Origin of the sequence: Clostridium sp. MT-14, assembly GCF_042436595.1 — a bacterium.
Classification (GTDB): domain Bacteria; phylum Bacillota; class Clostridia; order Clostridiales; family Clostridiaceae; genus Clostridium_B; species Clostridium_B aromativorans.
Genome location: NZ_JBHMIY010000010.1, coordinates 97188 through 118017, shown reverse-complemented (window position 1 = coordinate 118017; position 20830 = coordinate 97188). Strand labels below are relative to the sequence as shown.

The 20830-nt window shown below is 37.4% G+C and carries 22 protein-coding genes, 1 pseudogene and 1 riboswitch; of the genes and pseudogenes, 22 read left to right on the top strand and 1 reads right to left on the bottom strand.

The genetic code is table 11. From position 1 onward, the window contains the following. Window positions 1-7 precede the first annotated feature (7 nt). The 21 genes and pseudogenes from ACFHWD_RS09610 to ACFHWD_RS09510 all read left to right on the top strand — a co-directional run bounded on the left by ACFHWD_RS09610 (window position 8) and on the right by ACFHWD_RS09510 (window position 17379). The gene (locus ACFHWD_RS09610) at window positions 8-745 is read left to right on the top strand and encodes an EFR1 family ferrodoxin (RefSeq protein ID WP_378061557.1); all 738 of its coding nucleotides are present in this window, start codon (window positions 8-10) and stop codon (window positions 743-745) included. Between the two features lie 138 nt (window positions 746-883). Continuing rightward, window positions 884-1642, top strand: a complete 759-nt coding sequence (locus ACFHWD_RS09605) for an SDR family oxidoreductase (protein WP_229981278.1) — start codon at window positions 884-886, stop codon at window positions 1640-1642. A gap of 221 nt (window positions 1643-1863) precedes the next feature. Beyond that, on the top strand, window positions 1864-2169 hold the full coding sequence (locus tag ACFHWD_RS09600; RefSeq protein ID WP_326839073.1) for a PadR family transcriptional regulator: 306 nt from the start codon (window positions 1864-1866) through the stop codon (window positions 2167-2169). Next, a complete protein-coding gene (locus tag ACFHWD_RS09595) occupies window positions 2169-2528 on the top strand; it encodes a DUF1048 domain-containing protein (RefSeq protein ID WP_229981279.1) in 360 nt (119 codons plus the stop codon). The genes ACFHWD_RS09600 and ACFHWD_RS09595 overlap by 1 nt, the downstream gene beginning before the upstream one ends. Continuing rightward, window positions 2525-2875: a DUF1048 domain-containing protein gene (locus ACFHWD_RS09590; protein WP_229981280.1), complete on the top strand. Its 351-nt coding sequence runs from the start codon at window positions 2525-2527 to the stop codon at window positions 2873-2875. The genes ACFHWD_RS09595 and ACFHWD_RS09590 overlap by 4 nt, the downstream gene beginning before the upstream one ends. A 15-nt stretch (window positions 2876-2890) precedes the next feature. Beyond that, complete coding sequence (locus ACFHWD_RS09585) at window positions 2891-3649, top strand: ABC transporter ATP-binding protein (protein WP_229981281.1); 759 nt, start codon at window positions 2891-2893, stop codon at window positions 3647-3649. Continuing rightward, window positions 3650-4420: an ABC transporter permease gene (locus ACFHWD_RS09580; protein ID WP_229981282.1), complete on the top strand. Its 771-nt coding sequence runs from the start codon at window positions 3650-3652 to the stop codon at window positions 4418-4420. Window positions 4421-4801: 381 nt separating this feature from the next. Continuing rightward, window positions 4802-5485, top strand: coding sequence for a response regulator transcription factor (locus ACFHWD_RS09575; RefSeq protein WP_229981283.1), 684 nt, complete (start codon window positions 4802-4804; stop codon window positions 5483-5485). After that, the gene (locus ACFHWD_RS09570) at window positions 5451-6434 is read left to right on the top strand and encodes a sensor histidine kinase (protein WP_378061553.1); all 984 of its coding nucleotides are present in this window, start codon (window positions 5451-5453) and stop codon (window positions 6432-6434) included. Before ACFHWD_RS09575 ends, ACFHWD_RS09570 begins: the two co-directional genes overlap by 35 nt. 76 nt (window positions 6435-6510) lie before the next feature. Beyond that, on the top strand, window positions 6511-7272 hold the full coding sequence (locus ACFHWD_RS09565; protein ID WP_106010791.1) for an ABC transporter ATP-binding protein: 762 nt from the start codon (window positions 6511-6513) through the stop codon (window positions 7270-7272). Continuing rightward, window positions 7269-8639: an ABC transporter permease gene (locus ACFHWD_RS09560; RefSeq protein WP_229981285.1), complete on the top strand. Its 1371-nt coding sequence runs from the start codon at window positions 7269-7271 to the stop codon at window positions 8637-8639. Before ACFHWD_RS09565 ends, ACFHWD_RS09560 begins: the two co-directional genes overlap by 4 nt. Window positions 8640-8747: 108 nt before the next feature. Beyond that, complete coding sequence (locus ACFHWD_RS09555; protein ID WP_229981286.1) at window positions 8748-9365, top strand: TetR/AcrR family transcriptional regulator; 618 nt, start codon at window positions 8748-8750, stop codon at window positions 9363-9365. Window positions 9366-9433: 68 nt separating this feature from the next. Continuing rightward, entirely contained in the window at window positions 9434-12085 is a 2652-nt protein-coding gene (ppsA, locus tag ACFHWD_RS09550) for a phosphoenolpyruvate synthase (protein WP_378061549.1), read from the top strand. Between the two features lie 421 nt (window positions 12086-12506). After that, a complete protein-coding gene (locus ACFHWD_RS09545) occupies window positions 12507-12977 on the top strand; it encodes an HAD family hydrolase (RefSeq protein ID WP_229981288.1) in 471 nt (156 codons plus the stop codon). A 185-nt stretch (window positions 12978-13162) separates the two neighbouring features. Continuing rightward, window positions 13163-13224, top strand: a riboswitch (Fluoride riboswitch). A gap of 31 nt (window positions 13225-13255) precedes the next feature. Further along, window positions 13256-13723: a cation:proton antiporter gene (locus tag ACFHWD_RS09540; protein WP_268253802.1), complete on the top strand. Its 468-nt coding sequence runs from the start codon at window positions 13256-13258 to the stop codon at window positions 13721-13723. A gap of 56 nt (window positions 13724-13779) precedes the next feature. Further along, window positions 13780-14412, top strand: a complete 633-nt coding sequence (locus ACFHWD_RS09535; protein WP_268253809.1) for a cation:proton antiporter — start codon at window positions 13780-13782, stop codon at window positions 14410-14412. Next, a complete protein-coding gene (locus tag ACFHWD_RS09530; protein WP_229981289.1) occupies window positions 14413-14574 on the top strand; it encodes a universal stress protein in 162 nt (53 codons plus the stop codon). Between the two features lie 98 nt (window positions 14575-14672). Next, window positions 14673-14833, top strand: a pseudogene (locus ACFHWD_RS09525) (CrcB family protein); the annotation flags it as partial. A gap of 318 nt (window positions 14834-15151) precedes the next feature. Beyond that, entirely contained in the window at window positions 15152-15538 is a 387-nt protein-coding gene (locus ACFHWD_RS09520) for a MerR family transcriptional regulator (protein ID WP_229981290.1), read from the top strand. A gap of 198 nt (window positions 15539-15736) precedes the next feature. Beyond that, a complete protein-coding gene (locus ACFHWD_RS09515; RefSeq protein WP_229981291.1) occupies window positions 15737-16234 on the top strand; it encodes a flavodoxin in 498 nt (165 codons plus the stop codon). Window positions 16235-16254: 20 nt separating this feature from the next. Next, a complete protein-coding gene (locus tag ACFHWD_RS09510) occupies window positions 16255-17379 on the top strand; it encodes an aldo/keto reductase (protein WP_229981314.1) in 1125 nt (374 codons plus the stop codon). Window positions 17380-18024: 645 nt separating this feature from the next. On the opposite strand, the gene ACFHWD_RS09505 is transcribed toward ACFHWD_RS09510, so the two are convergent. Then, on the bottom strand, window positions 18025-18666 hold the full coding sequence (locus ACFHWD_RS09505; protein WP_229981914.1) for a GntR family transcriptional regulator: 642 nt from the start codon (window positions 18664-18666) through the stop codon (window positions 18025-18027). A 794-nt stretch (window positions 18667-19460) separates the two neighbouring features. Between ACFHWD_RS09505 and ACFHWD_RS09500 the strand changes: the two genes are divergently transcribed. Continuing rightward, the gene (locus ACFHWD_RS09500; protein ID WP_378061545.1) at window positions 19461-20762 is read left to right on the top strand and encodes an MFS transporter; all 1302 of its coding nucleotides are present in this window, start codon (window positions 19461-19463) and stop codon (window positions 20760-20762) included. The last annotated feature ends 68 nt before the right edge of the window (window positions 20763-20830 follow it).

Below are 20830 nucleotides of genomic sequence, written 5' to 3'. Positions count from 1 at the left end.
GTGTGATATGATTTATTATTTTTCAGCAACCGGAAATTCTAAATGGGTCGCTCAACGGCTCGCAGAAAAAACAGATGACATTGCCATGTCTATGACAGACATGGTAAGGACGAAAGAAGCTCCTGCATCTATCGGTGAGCATGATATTCTGGGCATTGTGTTTCCCGTTTATGCATGGTCCACACCGAAGTATGTGACGGATTTTGTAAAACAGATCAGAGTTCACAGAAATGCATTTGTGTATGCAGTTGCCACCTGTGAAAGTGAGACCGGCTTTGCTTTTACATGGTTAAAACGGCACATTCATGTGGATAGCTGTTATTCTGTGAGGATGCCAAACAATTATGTTTTATCAGGTTTCGATACAGAAAATGAAATCTCACAGCACCGCAAAATCGCTGCTGCAAAGATAGAACTGGAAACAATTGGAGACAGTATCCTTAAAAGGCAGAAAGAAAACAGAATACTTCCGGGAGCGCTGCCTTTTCTCAAATCATTTGTAATTGCACCGATTTTTCGACTGTCCCGGTCTGACAAAAGGTTTCATGCCGATAGCAACTGTATTGGCTGTGGCAAATGTTCAGCTGTCTGTCCCATATCTGATATTCGGATGGAGAAGAACAGACCTGCCTGGCAGCACAGAAAATGTATGCAGTGCTGTGCATGTATCAACCGATGTCCGGCAAAAGCCATTCAATATGACAATGCTACACAGAACAGCGGGAGATATATTTTCCCTGATTAAGTAATTTTATTATCTTTAATACTATATAAAGAGAAAATCAACCAGAGGATTAGTATGGATTAAGATAAGTTGTACGCTTTGTTTTGAATGTTTGCACTGCTAATATCCGAGCGTAAAAGTATAAGGAGGTTTAAAAACATGCGAATAGCGATTGTGACTGGAGCATCTTCCGGTCTTGGAAAAGAATTTACGGGAGAAATTATAGAAAAATATCGGGAACTTGATGAGATATGGCTGATTGCACGAAGAAAAGAAAGATTGGAAGAAATAAGACAAAAGTATTCTGATAAAGAAATAAGGTTAGTGCCTATGGATTTGGGGAAAGAAGAATCATTTGTAGAGTTTGAAAAGATTCTGGATGAAAACAAGCCAGATATCAGAATCCTTGTCAGCAATGCAGGAGTCGGCACGCGTGGAAAATTTGAAGAAAAAGATTTAAAAAGTCAACTTAATATGATTAACCTGAATGTCATGGGATGTACAGCCATAACAAGGCTGTGCCTCCCCTATATGAAAAAAGGAAGTTTTATTGTTGAAACCTGTTCCGTATCATCTTTTGTACCAAACCCGAACATGGCGGTATATAGTGGAACAAAGGCGTTTGTATTATATTTCAGCAGGGCAATCCGTGAAGAGTTGAAATCACGTGGTATTAATGTATGTGCATTATGCCCCGGCAATATGGCCTCAGAAATGGCAATTCTATCAGAAGCGCAGGGAAAGAAGTCTGTTGTAAATAAACTACCGTATCTTGATATGAAAAATGTGGCCAGGGATTCCTTAAAAGCTGCCCAGGGAGGGAAGGCCGTATATACTCCAGGAGCTTTTTATAAATTTTATCGTGTTATAAGTAAACTTTTTCCACATAATTTGGTGGTACCCTTTGCAAAGGTGTAATTGATTGCGGTATTGATACAATGTCGATGCACGAAAAAATTGGTCGTCTTTTTGAGGCGGTCTTTTTTGCTTTTTTGAACCCGCATAAAGTATTAGATTATTGTGATTTACGTTATTGACAAACCATCTATTACGTGATACTATATAGCAGTAATAAGTGTTACTACATATTAGTCATACAAAGTAGCAAAGGAGGAATTATACTGGAAAACCTAACGGAAATGCTCAAAGGTGTGCTTGAAGGCTGCGTCCTTGAAATAATTAGCCGCAAAGAAACCTACGGCTACGAAATCACGCGGCGGTTGAACGCCCTCGGATTCACAGATGTGGTGGATGGAACAGTGTACACCATTTTGATTCGGCTTGAAAGAAACAAGCTGGTAGAGGTCACCAAAAAGCCCTCTGACAAGGGACCGCCGCGAAAATTTTTCCTACTCAACGATGCAGGGCGTGATGAACTGCGGAAGTTCTGGGAAAAATGGGAGTTCGTATCATCAAAAATTAATGAGTTGAAGGAGAAAAAGTAATGAATTTTTGGGAAAAAATCACAGGCAGTGATATAACTAAAGAATTGAAAACTTTTGAAGTGCGAGCCAAAAAGCTGCCGGCAGATTATCAAACGGCATGGGAAAAAATTAAGGCCAATCTTTGGCCGCACTCGGATTTCACCGGTCGCAACCTCATGCCAATTCTTGACGGTGTGCTTGGCCTGCTTGAAGAAGCGGCGGCGGAGGGTGAGAGTGTCCAGGAGGTTTTGAGTGATGATATCAAAGGTTTCTGCTCAGCGCTGGCCGGTGAAGAAGGGGCAAAGTCTTATCGTAACAAGTGGCGCCAGCAGCTCAATAATAATATCGCTAAAAAATTAGGTAATAGGAGGATAAAATGAGAATAAAAGATATCATTGAGGGTAAAAAGGAGTGGCGGGCACACATGGCACGTGTCAGAGCACTGCCAGAAGATTATCAGATTGTTTATAAAGAGATTCAAAAATATCTCTTTAAGGTCGGACCTGTTGAACTGACTGACGGTATAGGTTTGCTCTCGGGAATTGTGGATCTTTTTGAAGAGGGTGCTGCCTTGGGAAAAGGAGTACTCGAAGTGACAGGTAGTGACGTAGCGGTTTTCTGCGACGATCTGATCAAAGATTCAAAAACTTATGCTGACATCTATCAGGAACCTGTTGACCAGAAAGTTTACAATGCCATAAAAAAACACACGGATAAAACAAAGTAAAAGGAGGATATGGGAATGGTAAAAGCAATTCAAGTAAAAGGTCTACAAAAGTCTTTCAAGAAACTTCGTGTCCTCAAAGGCGTGGATTTTGAGGTGAGAAAAGGCAGTATCTATGCTCTGCTTGGCTCTAATGGCGCTGGTAAGACCACTGTAATTAAGATTTTGGCCACTTTATTGACTCCTGACAGGGGAAATGTACAGGTATGTGGTTTTGATGTTGTCAGGCAGCCGGAGCGTGTACGTGAAAAAATCAGTCTTACCGGACAGTTTGCCGCCGTGGATGAGATACTGACCGGACGGGAAAATCTTATTATGATTGCCAAACTACGGCACCTCAAAAATCCGCACCAGGTGGCGGATGATCTGATAAGACGCTTCGGACTGACCGATGCTGTTGACCGAAGAGTTTCTACCTATTCGGGTGGTATGCGCCGCAGACTAGACATCGCCATGAGTCTGATCGGAAAACCGCAGCTTATTTTTCTCGACGAGCCCACCACAGGGCTTGATCCCGAGGCACGCATGGAGGTCTGGAAAATTGTCAAAGAACTTGCAAAGGATGGAACAACGGTGCTCCTGACCACGCAGTATCTGGAGGAAGCCGAGCAGCTTGCGGATCGGATAGCTATTCTGCATGAGGGTAGAATTATCGTGAGCGGCACGTTGGAGGAGCTGAAAAAGCTGTTTCCGCCCGCGAAGGTGGAGTATGTTGAAAAACAGCCGACCCTGGAGGAAATATTCCTCGCAGTCATCGGCAAAAAGGAGGGAAGATAAATGGAAGCGGTAAAGAAACATTTTTTCAGCGACATGGGTGTGATGCTTGGTCGTTCCATGCGCCATATTACCCGCAGCATGGACACTATTATCACGGTAACTATCATGCCCATTGCGTTTATGCTGCTGTTTGTCTATGTGTTCGGCGGTGCCATTAAAACTGGCACGGATAATTATGTGAATTACCTGCTGCCCGGTATATTGCTGATTGCAATTGCAACGGGGATCTCCTATACGGCTTACCGTCTGTTTATGGATATGCAGGGAGGTATCTTCGAGCGGTTCCACTCCATGCCAATAGCGCCTTCGGCCGCGCTGTGGGGGCATGTGCTGACCTCACTGGTATCCAATACGATTTCAGTTGCCATCATTATTCTCGTGGCGCTGATTATGGGCTTTCGCTCATCGGCGGGGGTACTCTCCTGGCTTGCTGTGGCCGGTATACTCGCTCTGTTTACGCTGGCCCTGACCTGGATTGCAGCCATTGCCGGACTGTCCGCAAAATCAGTGGACGGCGCAAGTGCTTTTTCCTATCCTCTTATTTTTCTTCCCTTTATAAGCTCGGCCTTTGTGCCCACTGAATCCATGCCGGGACCTGTTCGCGCCTTTGCCGAAAACCAGCCGGTGACCTCCATTGTGGATGCCATCCGCGCGCTGCTGTCAGGTCAGCCTGTTGAAAATGATATTCGGGTTGCACTTGCATGGTGTCTAGGTATTCTCATTGTTGCATATTTGTTCGCAATAAGGGTTTATAAACGCAAAGCAGCCTAAAGCTGCAGGTATTAAAATAATATTGGTCAATAAGAACATCAAGCAAAGGGATGGTAGAATGTAAAAAAACTGAATATGTCAATTATCGAAGAGCCAGACGCCAAGACGCAGAGTCGATAACAGGTGAGATTGTTCGCGGTTATCGACTTTTTCTTTTATAGTATGCTAGATGCTAAAATTTCACAGCGAATAAAAAATTGTAACAATGTTGAAAATAATAAAAAAAGAATAGGTTTCATTTTGTTCAATCCTTTGCAGGTTGTCTATCTAACTGATATTTGAAAGTTTTGAGCTGAAAGTATGATAAAATTATACTTGCGGGATAACCTGTTTTTTAGTCAGGGCATGATCTAGTACTATATTTTTGAAAGGTGTGGGAATATGAATAGAATTTTACTTATTGAAGACAATGAGCAGCTTCAGAAATATATATCCGAGTATTTGGAGGCCTATAACTTTATAACGAAGGTAGTTGATGACTACGATGCCGTGCTTGAAACCATATCAGCTTATAATCCAAAACTCATTTTGCTTGACATCAACCTTCCCAAATTTGATGGATTTTACTATTTGAAATTGATACGGAGACATTATAAAGTTCCAATTATCATCATTTCAGCCAGGAGCGAAGAAGGGGAGCAGATAAGGGGCATGGAAAACGGTGCAGATGACTATATCACCAAACCTTTTTCAATTGGGGTACTGCTGGCAAAAATAAATGCCATGCTGCGAAGGGAAGAGCAGCAAGAGAGTATTATAACCATACATGGAATATGTTTGAAGGAAGATACTATGAGTGTATTTTATAAAGGGATAAAGACAGAGCTTTCTAAGAATGAATACCGGGTACTCCGGCTGCTCATGAAAAATGCCGGGCAAATTGTCACCCGTGAGCAGCTTTTGGAAGAGCTTTGGGATGATGTAAGTTTTGTGGATGACAATACCTTAACTGTAAATATTACCCGGGTAAAGAAGAAGCTTATAGGACTTGGACTGCAAAACTGTATTGAAACTAAGAGAGGTGTGGGATATGTATTTGATGCGGCTGCTGTGGAAAACCGTTGATAGTGAGAGGAAGGCTATTATTTTTTATATTTTAAATACTGCCCTTCTCCTTTTAATTTTTAATCTTGTTTACCCGGGAAGCATGATTGCATATCCTACTTTGATTAGCTTGACTATATTGGCAGCTTATGTAATTGTTAAATCTGTTATTATGTACAGATTTCTGAACAGCTTAGACAAGGCAAAACAGGGCAGAGGTTATAAGCCAAATCCGGACAACTGCAAGGAAGCCCTTGCTTTTGGAGCAATGGAGGATATACATGAACATTACAATAATATCATCATTTCTATAAATGACAAGCTGAGGGACCGCAACTCCATGTTCTCCAGTTTTATACATAACATGAAGACCTCTTTGACCATTATTGAACTTGCCTGTGACAATCCATCCAAAGATTCTCTGGAAGATATTTCCCTGGAAAATGATAAGCTGAAAAGAAATTTGGAGCAGGCTCTGAACATTCTGCGGCTTGACGAGTTCTCCAATGATTACATGCCGGAACGTGTTGATCTTCGCTCGCTCATCAGCAGGGTTATCAATGAAAAGAAACGTGACTTTATCTATGCAGGCGTGTATCCGAAACTTCACGGGGAGTCAGCCTATGTTTACACGGACAAAAAGTGGTGTGCTTACATCCTGGAACAAATCATCGCCAATGCTGTTAAATACACTCCTTCAGGTAAAAATGTCCATATGGAAATAAAACCTGGTGAAAAGCGCACGATACTGACGATCCGGGATGAGGGCATCGGTATCAAAGCAGAAGATGTCCCCAGAGTTTTCGATTTGTTCTTTACAGGCAAAAACGGGAGAAAACATAAAGCCGCTACAGGAATAGGTCTTTTTATGGTTAAATATATTGCAAAACAGCTTGGTATTGAGGTAGATCTGACTTCAGCCCCGGAGAAAGGGACAAGCGTTAGCTTGTCTTTTCTTTCAAGATTGTAAGGTTATTGCAAGGTAAATCAATTTTTATTTTATACTCTTTTGACTATACTAATGTTAAAGCAAAGGAGATGAAATTATGAACGACATTATCAATGTAGAAAGCTTAACCAAAGTATATGGATCCTTTAAGGGGGCGAAAGAGGTCCATGCTTTACAAGGTGTGGATCTCACCGTTTCTAGGGGAGAGTTTATTGGCATTATGGGGCCCAGCGGCAGCGGAAAAACTACGCTTTTAAATATATTGTCCGGTATTGATACTGCAACATCAGGCAAAGTAATCATAGACGGAAAAGCCATTGATAGGCTTAAAAAAGACGAGCTGGCGATTTTTCGCCGTAAAAGGATTGGATATATCTTTCAGGACTTCAATCTTCTTGAAAGCCTGACCTTGAAAGAAAATATTGCTTTGCCGCTGATATTGGATAAGATGCCGCCGCAAGAAATTGAAAATCGTGTGAATGAACTGATGAATTTCTTCGGTATCAGCGACCTTGCGGAGAAATATCAATACCATGCTTCAGGAGGTCAAAAACAGCGTGTGGCAGCGGCACGGGCGCTTGTAAGCGATCCGGCGGTATGTTTTGCAGATGAACCCACAGGAAATCTTGACTCAAAGTCATCCGCCAATATTATGGAAATGATGACTCAGATGAATACCGAAAAAAACTGTACCATATTGATGGTTACTCATGATGCCTTTGCCGCATCTTACTGTCAAAAGATTATCTTTATCAAAGACGGCAAAATCAACATTCAAATTCAGAGCTCCGGCGACAGAAAGGCTTTCTTTGATAAGATATTGGAAACCTTGAGTATAGTGGGAGGCGATAAAGAATGACATTTTGGTATATTGTGGCCCAAAACCTGAAATATAATTTTGGGCGTTTTCTTTCCTATTTTTTTGTGAACAGCTTTGTGGTTGCAGTTTTATTTTTGTACGGAAGCCTCAGTCACCGGTTTTTTTCTTATAAAGTAACACTGTATATTGTTTCGCTGTTGATTTTTATTGCTATTTATTTTATGGGTATGGGAATATCCATCTATACTTACAATGATAAAACTATTAGGGAATTTGTTCCGTATGATTTCATGATTGAAACAAATGGCGAAATAAACAGAATCAGCGAAGATAAAATTAAGAAGATTGTAAAAGATGCAGGTGGCATTTTAGATACTTTTTCACCTTTGAAATTTACATATTGCCAAAATTATAGAAATACCAGGGATGGGTTCATTAATTACTATATGGAAAGGCAAAGGGATAGCCTGGTTGTTAGTGAAAGTGAGTTTAACAGGCATATGGGGCTTTCAATTAATGTTAAGCCCGATGAGTTGTTGCTTGTGTATAATTCCAGTGCAAATGCAAAAGAACCTGTTGATTTTGATACCATCATCACAATTGAACCCTGGCGGAAAGGCGTAACCCGTGCAGAAACATTTGAGAAAAATCCTGCAGATATGAATACTTTTGTAGGAAAGTTGGGAAATGTAAAGCATCTGGCATATGACAGAGAAAACACAAGAAGTATGTATGCCCCTTTCATTGATTCTTATGGAAATATTGAATATGCAGGTGTTTTGGCAGATGTAATTGATGATAAAATATATGCAGAACTGAAAGCTAAGGAAGAAAACGCCTATTTGTTTAATCTTAAATCAGGTAACGGCCAGAAAGTATTTGATGCCATACTTGATGGACTGCGCAATATAAATGGAAGTAATGAAAGCTTATGGAAAAGCTCTAGTTTAGTATTCGGCAAAAAAGATGACATAACAAATCTGCGTCCAATTTATAAACAGGAACGTTTTAACATGGCCTTTGGTATTGGTGGTTTTACATTCTTTGCATTTAGCTTCATAGGATTTTTATTCTTACTGTCATCAGGTGTTGTGTTGTATTACAAAATTGTCACTGATATTGATGAAGAAAAAGAACAGATTGTTATACTGAAAAGAATAGGGTTAAATGACAAAGAGTGCAGGAGGTATCTGACAACTCATTTAGCAATTCTCTTTTTTACTCCTTTTGTCATAGGCAGTGTTTTAGGAATGGCATATATGCATGGAGAACTAGTATTTAGCCCTTATGTAGGATATATGATGGAATTCATATGGATAATAATAGGAGTGATTGCGGTTTTGAACGTAATTCTTTACCTGTCCCTTAGAAAAAGATTTTTTAAAGGCGTTGGAGTCTGGACTTAAATGATCATTCAGGCAATTAAAAATTTTCAAACACAATTGACCAAATCGGTTAATTGTGTTATTTTATTATTAACCGGATCGGTAAATAAAATTGAGAAGGTGAGTTTTTTGGAGAAATTTTTAAGTTTACCCATAGACAAGCAGGATATAATTGTCAATGCTGCTCTTAAATGCTTTGGCACTAACGGTTACAAAAAAACTTCCATTAGCGATATTGCCGCTGCGGCGGGGATTTCAAAAGCGTTGATATTTCATTACTTTGGCACAAAAAAAGCTTTATATTTATATCTGATTGATCTATGCACTCATACTATAATAAATGAAATCCACAGAAAGTTTGATAATGGCGTTACTGATTTTTTTGACAGAATTAAGCTTGTAACCGGCATTGAAATTTCGGTTATGAAAAAACACCCTGCCATCCTTTCTTTTTTAAACAGTGTGTATTTTGAAAATGCTGACGAAGTTAAAGAGGACATAAAGGCTATTTTGGAAAATAGTGAAAGTAAAAGCTTTAGGAGAAAAATTGTTTTTGAAGGCATTGACACCTCAAAATTCAAGGATGATGTTGATCCAAAGCTGGTCATGAAAATACTTACCTTGCTTACAGATGGATATTTAAGTAAAATGCCTAAGTCAGGGATTGATATTGATGTTTTATGTAAAGAATTCGGTGAGTATATAAATCTGTTTAAAAGGAATTTTTACAAGGAGAAATACCTATAACGTGTATTTGATCTACCTGAAACGGTTTATTGATATATGATATGCGTAAAATAGAAGGGAGAATATGTATGAATTCATATGTACTTGGCTTTCAGAAAATCGATAAAACCAGGCCTGCACTGGTAGGAGGCAAAGGTGCCAATCTGGGAGAACTGTCCAAGATTGACGGGATACGAGTGCCGGAGGGATTTTGTGTTACCACTGAAGCCTATAGAGAAATTATTGGGAATAATGTGGAGATTAATTCACTGCTGGATCAGCTGTCCATCCTGAAAGCGGACAACGTGGAAGGTATTGGTAAAATCAGTGCCAAAATCCGCAAGGTCATAGAAGCAATCGCTATTCCTGACGCCATAGATAATGAGATTACCCGACATCTTGTACGACTTGGTGAAAAAAATGCTTATGCCGTGCGATCCAGTGCTACGGCAGAGGATCTGCCTACGGCCTCCTTTGCGGGCCAGCAGGATACGTATTTGAACATTATCGGAAAGGAAGCCATACTCAGACACATCAGCAAGTGCTGGGCATCGCTGTTTACCGAGAGAGCCGTAATCTACCGCATCCAGAACGGTTTTGATCACCGCAAGGTCTACCTGTCCGTTGTTATTCAGAAGATGGTTTTTCCGGAGGCTGCAGGAATCATGTTTACTGCAGATCCTATTACGATGAACAGGAAGGTTATATCTATCGACGCGAGCTTCGGGCTTGGTGAAGCTTTGGTCTCCGGCCTGGTAAACGCAGACAACTACAAGGTGCGTGATGGTGGAATCATTAATAAGAAGATCTCCACAAAGAAGCTGGCGATCCATGGACTAAAAGAAGGCGGTACGGAGGAGAAGAAGATCGATGCTGAACGTCAGAATAAGCAGACGCTGACGGATGAGCAGATTCTGGAACTTGAAAAAACAGGAAGACGGATAGAGACATATTTTGACGGTCCCCAGGATATCGAATGGTGCCTGTATGAAAATAAATTTTTTATCCTTCAAAGTCGTCCAATAACCACTCTTTACCCAATACCGGATGTGAAGGATGGGAAAAACCATGTGTATATGTCCTTTGGGCATCAGCAAATGATGACTGATGCAATGAAACCATTTGGATTATCTTTTTTTCAGTTAGAGTTCGAAGAGGAACCTGGAGACAGCTCAATGAAAACTCTCCTTATTCAAGCTGGGGGAAGATTTTTCATGGATTTGTCGCAGGATCTGGCTTCTCCCCTGAGACGAAAGATAGCACTTATTGCCATGGGCAAAATAGATCCCCTTGTGCTTAAAGCCATCAGGAACTTGATGAAGCGAAAGAAATTTATGAAATTGCTAGCGCATGGCGGTAAAGGATTTTTCAGCATGGGTACAGGGTATTTTACATGGGCGCTGCTCGTTCAGTTCATTAAAATATACCACAGCGGTGATGGGGCCATTGTTAAATCTCTAATATCCAAGAATGAGGCGTCTATCGTAGATCTGCGGCAAAAGATTGCAAAACTGTCTGAAGAAGAGTTGTTTGATTTCATTATAGAAGATCTAAAGCTGCTAAAGAAAGCTATGTGTGATTCGCAGGGTATGGCAGTGATTTACGTTGGTGTATATGCAATAAGCTGGATTAATAAGAAAATGGAAAAGTGGCTGGGTGAAAAAAGTGCGGCAGACTCACTTTCCAAGTCGGCACCCAACAACGTTACATCTGAAATGGGGCTGGAACTGCTGGACGTGGCAGATGTGGTTCGGCAATATCCGGCGGTGCTGGAATATTTGGGGCACGCCAATAATGACACTTTTTTTGAGGACTTAGCGGAGCTGGAAGGCGGCAGTGCCGTCAGCAAATTCATAGGGGCGTATCTTGAAAAATACGGTATGCGCTGTCCAGGTGAGATCGATATCACCAGAACTCGCTTCAGTGAACAGCCAACCGCCCTCATTCCCATGATTCTCAACAATATTAAAAACTTTGAGCCGGGTGCGCATAACGTTAGATTGGAGCAAGGCCTGCTGGAAGCGAAACAGAAGGAACAGGATCTCTTAAGCCGTTTGAAACAGCTGCCTGGAGGAAAACAAAAGTTTAAGAAGACGAAAAGGATGATTGACCGCCTGCGCAATTTTGCAGGCTATCGGGAATACCCGAAATATATCATGGTTGAGCATTACTGGATTATCAAACAGGCCCTGATGAAGGAAGCTGTTAAGCTTGTGCAAAAAAGGATTATCCAGGAAAAGGAGGATATCTACTACCTATCCTTTGAGGAATTTCGTGAGGCCGTCCGTACAAGCCGTCTGGATTACAGCATCATAAGGTCGCGGAAAGAGGAATACAAGGTTTATGAAAAACTGACGCCGCCGAGGATAATGACTTCCGAGGGCGAGGTTATATCTGGTGAATACGATAATTACAATATCCCTGAAGGTGCTTTAGCTGGTATATCTGCTTCCTCCGGAATCATTGAAGGCCGGGCTCGGGTGGTTTTAAGAATGGAGGATGCCGCCCTGGAGGAAGGCGATATTTTGATCACCGCATTTACTGACCCAAGCTGGACACCGGTTTTTGTATCCATTAATGGCTTGGTTACGGAAGTGGGCGGGATGATGACTCACGGTTCTGTAATTGCCAGAGAATACGGCCTGCCTGCAGTTGTAGGTGTGGAAAATGCCACCAGTCTGATTAAAGACGGACAAAGAATTCGAGTGAATGGAACGGAAGGATATGTTGAAATCCTATAGGGAAACCAGTTTATAATAAATATTCCCAATGTGGAGGGCGTAAATCTGGAAAGTTTAGTGGAGTATCAAAACGGACAGTTGGTTAGCCTGACGATTGTCAAACTGTCCAATGTTCCACATGCCTTGGCAGCAAAAGAACGGTTTAAGATTATGATGACCTTTATTAAGTGATGAGAAACAGTATAGCGCAAGATGGTGGACTCATAATTGTAATAAAATAAAGTTTCAGTAAAAATAAGCTTTCATCATCTAATAGAACATCTATTTCAATTGTTGGATTTTCTCCTGAATTAAAGATTCCTCTTGCAATTATATTTTTTACGATTAAACAGTTGATTAAATAAATATTTATTCTTATAATTTTAGTTGAAATTGTAATGATTTTGTGAAATGGTTTTATTAAGGGGGAGGAGTATGAAATATGCTGAGAATAACAATACCGGGACAAAATGAGCTCTCTGTTAAAAATGCTGTTTTTGATTTTAATGGGACTCTTGCCACTGATGGTAAATTAAAATCGCCTGTGAAAGAAATGTTAGTTGAAATCGAGAAATTTTTGGATATTTATATTTTATCTTCAGATACATATGGTTCGGTGCAGAATGAATGCAAAAATGTCGGTGCCAAAGTTCAAGTTTTAAAAGGCAGTAACGGCAGTGTGAAAAAAAAAGAATTTGTACAGCTGCTTGGTGCTGAGGATACAATATGCATAGGCAATGGAAAAAATGATATTGGGATGTTTGAAATTTGTGTCCTGTCTATCCTTATAGTTGGTGAGGAAGGCTGTTCTGCCAAAGCGCTATTAAAGGCTGACATTATTGTAAAAAGCAGCGAGGATGCGTTAATGCTGCTGCTAAACCCAAAAAGAATTACGGCTACTCTCAGAGAATAAGACTAACAATATAGTGATTAATATAACAGATTTTAAGAGCTTCTACTATTTTTGCTTTACATATACTTTAATTTATGATAATATAATAAAGTAATTTAAGATTTAGGTAATGAAGTTTGCCTTTAAATATCCTTTGTGATTAATGACTTCTGCTGTTGTCAGTAGAAGTTTTTTTATGCTTATTTTTAAGTGAAGACGATGGGGTTCGTCTTAAATGCATATTTATGCTAATGACTCCTGCAATTTATAAATAATAAATTTATAGGAGGATTAGAAAAATGTGGCTTCTATTTTCAAAGTGGATTGTACTCTCTATAATCGCAGGTATCATAGCATATTACTCTGGTATTTCAATATCTCTAGTTGAGATATTGGTGGGTATTGCGGCAGGTAATCTTATGAATTTAACTACGAATCAGTGGATCGATTTTCTCGCAGGCGCAGGGAGTATAATTCTTACGTTTCAAGCTGGAGCAGAAATAGATCATGATATATTGAAATCAAATTTAAAGCAAAGTTTATTCATGGGTATATTATCTTTTATGGCACCATTTGTGTTATGTTTTTTAGGGGCTTATTATATTTTGGGATGGACCCTGAATTCTTCGGAAATCTGTGGAATAGCACTTTCAACTACTTCTGTTGCTGTAGTTTATTCAGTAATGCTTGAGACAGGCCTAGATAAAAAAGAACTAGGGCAAAAAATTCTAGCTGCTTGTTTTGTTACAGATTTAGTACTGTTTTAGCACTGGGACTTATATTTGCCAACTTTAATAAATGGCTTATTCTTTTTATAATATTAATGATTGTAATTATACCTTTCTTAAATAAAGTTACCACTAAATTCAATGATAAATTTGGCGGCAAAACGTATCAACTGGAGATAAAATATATATTCCTGATTTTATTTTTATGTGGTGGTGTTGCTACAATGGCTAATGTAGAAGCGGTACTGCCCGCATATATAATAGGTTTGGCACTTTCTCCATTTTTTAAGAAGCAAAAATATCTGAATGATAAGCTCACGGCAATAATTTTTAGCTTGTTTATACCTTTTTATTTTTTGAAAGCCGGAAGCAATGTCTCTTATCATGTTGTAAATTATGCATGGATAGTACTTGCCTTTCTGGCAGTAAAAATCATTACTAAATACGTAGGTGTAAGACCACTTACTGTGTTGTATGGATATAAGAGAAAAGAGGGAATATATACTACTTTGCTTATGGCAACAGGGTTAACTTTTGGATCGATATCCGCCCTGTTTGGTCTTAATCACGGTTTTATAAATAAAATACAGTATTCCATTATAGTGACAACGGTAATTTTAAGTGCTGTTGTACCAACCTTGATAGCCCAAAAATTTTTTAATCCTTTAAGTAATAAAGATATATCAGATATAAAAAATCAAGAAACCGGCAGTGAGGAGGTTGAATAAATGTATAAAAATATAGTAATAGCTTATGCCGATAGCGTGAATTCAGATTTAATAATCATAGGGCACAGGGGTAGAAACAAAATATCAAAATTTTTACTGGGAAGTGTAGCTGTATCTGTCACAAGAAGTGCTCATTGTCAGGTATTGGTTGTAAGGCTGTGATAAACTTTGCCTAAAAAAGCTCAAGTGGTTTGCAAAAGATTATATTAAAAATGAAAGGAAATTAACAAATGAGGAAATCTATTTTTATTGGCATTGGTGGATTTTTAGGAGCATATACAATTTTTTCTACATTTATGTATGAGGGATTTAACTTATTCAAAGATAATGAAAAATTAAATGCATATATATATATATCTTAAGCTCCGTCATCATTGGAATAATAGGATTTTCAATTGGTATAAAAATGATTTCTTCATAGGTTATGATTTTTTGTAAATAAAGCTAATATCAATACTTTATTTATATATTAATGGCAGAAGATAAATTGAGATTTTTTGGAGCAACTTAAAATAATGCTAAAAGCTCATAAAAAAACACTTGACTTGGAGTTAACTCCAAGTATTAGACTAGATCTAAAGGAATTAAAACATGGTGATTGCATAAATTATAGATCATATTTTGCTGATCAAAAATTAAACATTTAAGCAGGTTAGGATTAAATACTTGACTTGATTTTGTATGTTTGAGTAAACTTTATTGATTATCTATATAATCGGATATCAGGAGGTGAAATTGAATGACGATTACAGAAGTAAGTAAAAAATTTGATCTTTCGCAGGATACACTTCGATACTATGAGCGTATTGGACTGATTCCTCGTGTGAATCGAAATAAAAGCGGAATCAGAGATTATACGGAAGAAGACTGTAATTGGGTAGGATTTATCAAATGTATGCGAAATGCAGGCCTTCCCATTGAAGCATTGATTAAATATGTTGACATGTTTCAGCAGGGTGACGAAACTATTGAAGCAAGAAAAAAACTTTTAATTGAACAGCGTAAGCAGCTTGTGATGAGAATAGAAGATATGCAGAAGACACTGGAGCGACTAGATTATAAGATTGCAAGGTATGAACAGGGATTAGCTAAAAAAGAAAAAGAATTGAGAGAATTCAAGAAGTAGTTTTATAAATAGTGCAGGTTGTATTTCCCTAAGAGGATTAGCAAAATTGAATCTTTATATGAAATAAATTAATGATTTTGTGTTATAAAGATAAAATTTTCCATAAATGTTTGACTGGGAGTTAACTACAAGCAGTATAATATCAATTATAAAGTAATAAATAGGTTTTATTAAATTAAAAAAAAGGTGGGGTGTCAAATGCAAAAAAGTAATAAAATATTGATTGCCTATTTTTCCTATTCTGGAAATACAGGTATAGTTGCACAGGAAATTAAAAAAGTAATTGGTGGAGATGTATTTAAGATTGAAACTGTTGAAGAATATCCACAAAATTATAATAGAGTAGTAGATATTGCGAGACAGGAGCAAAAAGCAGATGCTCGTCCAGCGTTAAAAACAAGTATTGTTGATATGGATTCTTATAATGTTATTATTTTAGGATATCCAAATTGGTGTGGAACTATACCTATGGCTGTATTTACATTTTTAGAGAGGTATAATTTCAAAGATAAGATCATTTTACCTTACTGTACGCATGGGGGCAGTCGAATGGGACGAAGTGAAACGGATATTGTAAAAGCTGCTCGTGGAGCTGATGTTAAAAGAGGACTGGATATATATGGTTCAGATGTAAAAAATTCAAAGACTGCCATATCGGGCTGGCTTAAAAGAGAAGGCATTATACAGCAAGTATAAATAATAGATGAAGAGGTGTTATTATGGCTAAAAAACTAGGATTTGGATTTATGCGTTTACCAATTATGAATAAAGGAGATCAGACAAGTATTGATTTCGAGCAATTAAATAAAATGGTGGATACTTTTTTGAAAAGAGGTTTTACTTATTTTGATACGGCTTACATGTATCATAATTTTAAGAGTGAGATTGCTTTGAGAGAGGCATTAGTAAAACGTCATCCAAGAAATTCTTTTACAGTGGCTACAAAAATGCCAACTATGTTTTTAAAAAGGACAGAAGACTTAGAGAAAATTTTCAACGAGCAGTTAGAAAAAGTTGGTGTAGATTATTTTGATTATTATTTGCTTCACAGTCTTGGTGTAAATAATTATAAGATTGCCAATAGATTAGATGCATTTTCTTTTGTCCAGAAAAAGAAGGAAGAGGGAAAAGTAAGAAATATAGGTTTCTCTTTTCATGATACAGCTGACTTATTGGATGAAATTCTAACAGCACATCCAGAGATGGATTTTGTTCAGTTGCAGATAAATTATCTGGATTGGGAGAATGAAAGCATTCAGTCTGGAAAATGTTATGAAGTGGCAGAGAAGCACAATAAACCTGTTGTTGTTATGGAGCCGGTAAAAGGTGGTACACTGGCGAAAGTACCTGGGGAAGCAGAAAAATTATTTAAAGAATACCATCTGGATATGTCTGTGCCATCCTGGGCAATACGATTTGCAGCAAGCCATGAGAATGTGATGATGGTGTTAAGTGGAATGTCTTCTTTGGAACAGTTGCTTGACAATACAGAATATATGCAGGAATTTAAACCTTTTATTCCAGAAGAATACAAAATTGTAAGCGAAGCTGTTGAGATCATTAATAAAGCCATTGCAATACCTTGTACTGCCTGTCAATACTGTGTAGATGGATGTCCCCAAAATATTGCAATACCGAAATACTTTGCACTTTACAATGCGGAGAAACAGGCATTGAAGCAGCAATTTTCAGTACACAATGTATATTATGATAATTATATTAAAACATATGGTAAAGCATCTGATTGTATTGAATGTAAAAAATGCGAAAAAATTTGTCCACAGCATATTGAGATTACGAAGTATTTAAAAGATGTAGCTCGTACATTTGAAAATCATTAATAAAAATTAGAGAGGTATGTTCAATGTGAAGACATAGTATTCTTGATTTAAATGATATCTTATTTAATGGTAGATCATAACAAAAATGCTGGAATTTTTATTCATGACTTTAATTTTATGAGACATAAAATTAAAAAAGAAGTATACGGGGTCATGGCCGAGATTATTTTATAGGTGCGTACGAGAAATGAATGTAGTAGAGCTAGGATGCGGCGGAATTGTACTGCATTGAATATAAGGAATAGTGAAAGCGTCCTAAAGCTCTAAACAATGCCTTTTAAAAGATGGAAGTTGGCCTTCTATGTTCGGCACACAGGTGCAGATCATAAGACCGTAAATCAATTATGGGTATTGTAATCAAAAGTTATAATAATAAGTGCATAGTGTGAAAGCCAGCGTCATTTAGGCGCTGGAAATATCACGCCTTTGTATGGCTTATGCAAACCACTTCCTTTAGGAGCGGTTATGGATACAAATCTTTAAAAATTAGAAAATGTCTTCAGGAATTTTTAAAGAGCTTTACGGGATACCTTCATTATAGTTTTATATGTTATATTACTCTCAACAATATGAGGATAATTACGAAAAATTACATTAAAGTAATACTTAATTAAAGGGTATTGATCGTAATTGCCCAGGGAATTACTATTTTGTTTCTATTTTGCTAATTTTCGCAACTTCCATAGCAGACTGTACAACGGATTTAAGATGTGCTTTTAAAGTCATCTTACACTTATCCAAATTGTGCTCACGAAGGTAATGAATAATTTTTAAATGTTCATGATAAGAGAGTTCAGCACGCTTTTTATTTTTAGCACTAATATAGCGGATACGCTCTATTTGCGAATTTAAAATATTCATAAAAGCGATTAAACGTTTGCTGAGAGATTTATTAATAATAAGATTGTGAAGAGCTCGATCAGCTTGGTGTAAGGCCTCCCAGTCACTCTCACGGAAGGCAGTTTTGAAATCATGCTCCAAGTTGTCAAGTTCTTCCGATGTGATACGGGAAATACTGCGCTTTAAAGCCCAACTTTCTAATAATATCCGAAGTTCGTAAATTTCTTCAACATCATAGGGTGAAATGGAAGCAACAAAGGAGCCCTGCCCTGGATGACTAACAATTAATCCTTCCATCTCAAGTTCACGCATAGCCTCCCTAATTGGAGAGCGGCTCATCTTTAATTTTGATGCAATCTCCATTTCTATGATTGGTGTCTCAGGGCGAAATCTATTTGTAATGATTTCATTTTTTAAATATTCATATGCTTGTTTCTTTCTGTTCATGTAAATCCTCCATATACTTTAGTATAACACTATTTTGTATGCGAGCTGTCGATAAAGCATATATATATTATGGTATATAATTAAATAGAGATTGTCAAGAAAAAACATGTTCTATTTTCAAGTTTAAACATCAGTTATTTTTTAGGGCAAATTAAAGACTTGTATGTAGGATTTAATGTGAAAATAGTTTTTAAATTTTATGCAAAGTAAAATTTAATTGAAAAAAGTTAAGATACTATTGACAATCTACTGAAATGATGCTAGGATTTTTAATGTAGACAAATTGTCGACAATTGAATGCTAAAAGACAACTATAAAAATGAGTATGAAAAAGGGGGCATAATAATGGGTTTTATTGCTTTGAAGTAAACGGTTAAACGAATAAATGATTTGTAGCTATGACTGCTTAAAGAGTATTTTAGCTTTTTTACGCAATAAAAACATAGTTTACGTATTCAACTATATTATAAGATATTTGGTATAGTAGGATGTTCTAATTGTATGTAATTGAAAGTACCAAACTAAAACTCTTTATCAGAGAAGAAATTTATTACATAGCAAATTTAATCTTATTCGAGGAAGCGAATAACGTATTTTGATGTCGACATATTGACGACAAAAATTAAAATTACAGAGCAAAAAATAAAAAACGCGATAATTGTAAATGAGAATAATTCAGTGAGCATTGATATGATATACCGAGCAATAAAATTTACAAATGAAAGATATTCGTAATGCTATCTGCTGGAGAGTATTATTATGAAAACTTACAATTAAAATAGGGGGAGTTTATCGTGAATAAATCGTCACAAATTGGAGAGCCAAATCAATTGACGAAAAAAACTAATATAAGATGGCTTGGCGGAAGTTTAGTTATGTGGTTATGTTTTGTTGCATATTTAGATAGATCAGCATTTTCTGTATCAGCAACACCTATTATGAATATATTTAAAATTTCGCCTATTCAGTTTGGTTTAGCAACTACTGCTTTTTCTATAGGATATTTTATTTTTCAAATTCCAGGAGCTATGCTTGTTGAAAAAAAAGGCTCACGAACTATGTTAACTATTTCACTGGTATTTTGGTCCATATTTACAGTGGCAACTGGTTCCGTATGGTCGTTTTTATCACTAATATTTGTTCGTTTTTTCTTTGGCATTGGAGAAGCTCCATTATTTCCTGCAGGAAATAACTTTTTTGCAAATTGGTTCCCTAAAAATGAAAGAGGCCGTGCTAATTCTTTGATGAATGGAGGATCATTCTTTGCCAATATTGTAGGGCCTCCAATTATCGTTGCCATTGTAAGTCTATTAGGATGGAGATCACCATTTTATGTTATTGGAATTATTGGCATTATAAGTGCAATCTTCGCTTATAAATTTTTACGTAATCATCCCGAAGAACATCCTCTAGTTGGAAAATTAGAGCTGAGTTATATTCAAGGAAATAATTTTGACAACAAATCTAAAGGAAACGAAAAGCCAAAATCCCAGTGGACAGCGTTTCTAAAGCAGCGTTCATTTTGGATGATAGCAGTTGGTTATTTTGCAACCCTATGGGTCGTTCAGTTTTTCATGTTTTGGTTACCATACTATCTGCAGGCAACAAGGAATCTAACATTTAAGTCGATGGGATTTTATACAAGTATTCCATGGATTGCAATTACAATATCTGTTTTTATTGCAGGTTTAATTAGTGATAATTTATTAAAGCGAGGTTTTTCTCGTTATAAATCACGAAATTTTATTTGCGCTATAACTCTTACTATTTCTGGAATTGCTTTATTATTAAGTCGTACAGCAGTTACACCTGTTGGTAATATTTTGTGGATTAGCTTAGCACTTGGTATGGCAGGATTTTCTCAAACTCTTGCTTGGTCTATTGCTACTGACATTGGGCAGAAATATACGTCAACAGTAAGTGGATGGATGAATATGTGGGGATTTATAGCTGCTAGTATTGTACCTACTGTTGCCCCAGTTGTTGCCAAACTGTGGGGTTGGAATTCTGTACTATTAGTTAATGCTGGCGTCACTTTATTAGGTATTGTAGGATATCTTACGATTAATACCGATAAACCATTATGTACTAGGTAAATAATATTTTGAAATTACAAAAATAACTGTAAGAAGATTTAGTAAAAAACAAAATATAATATTTTGAA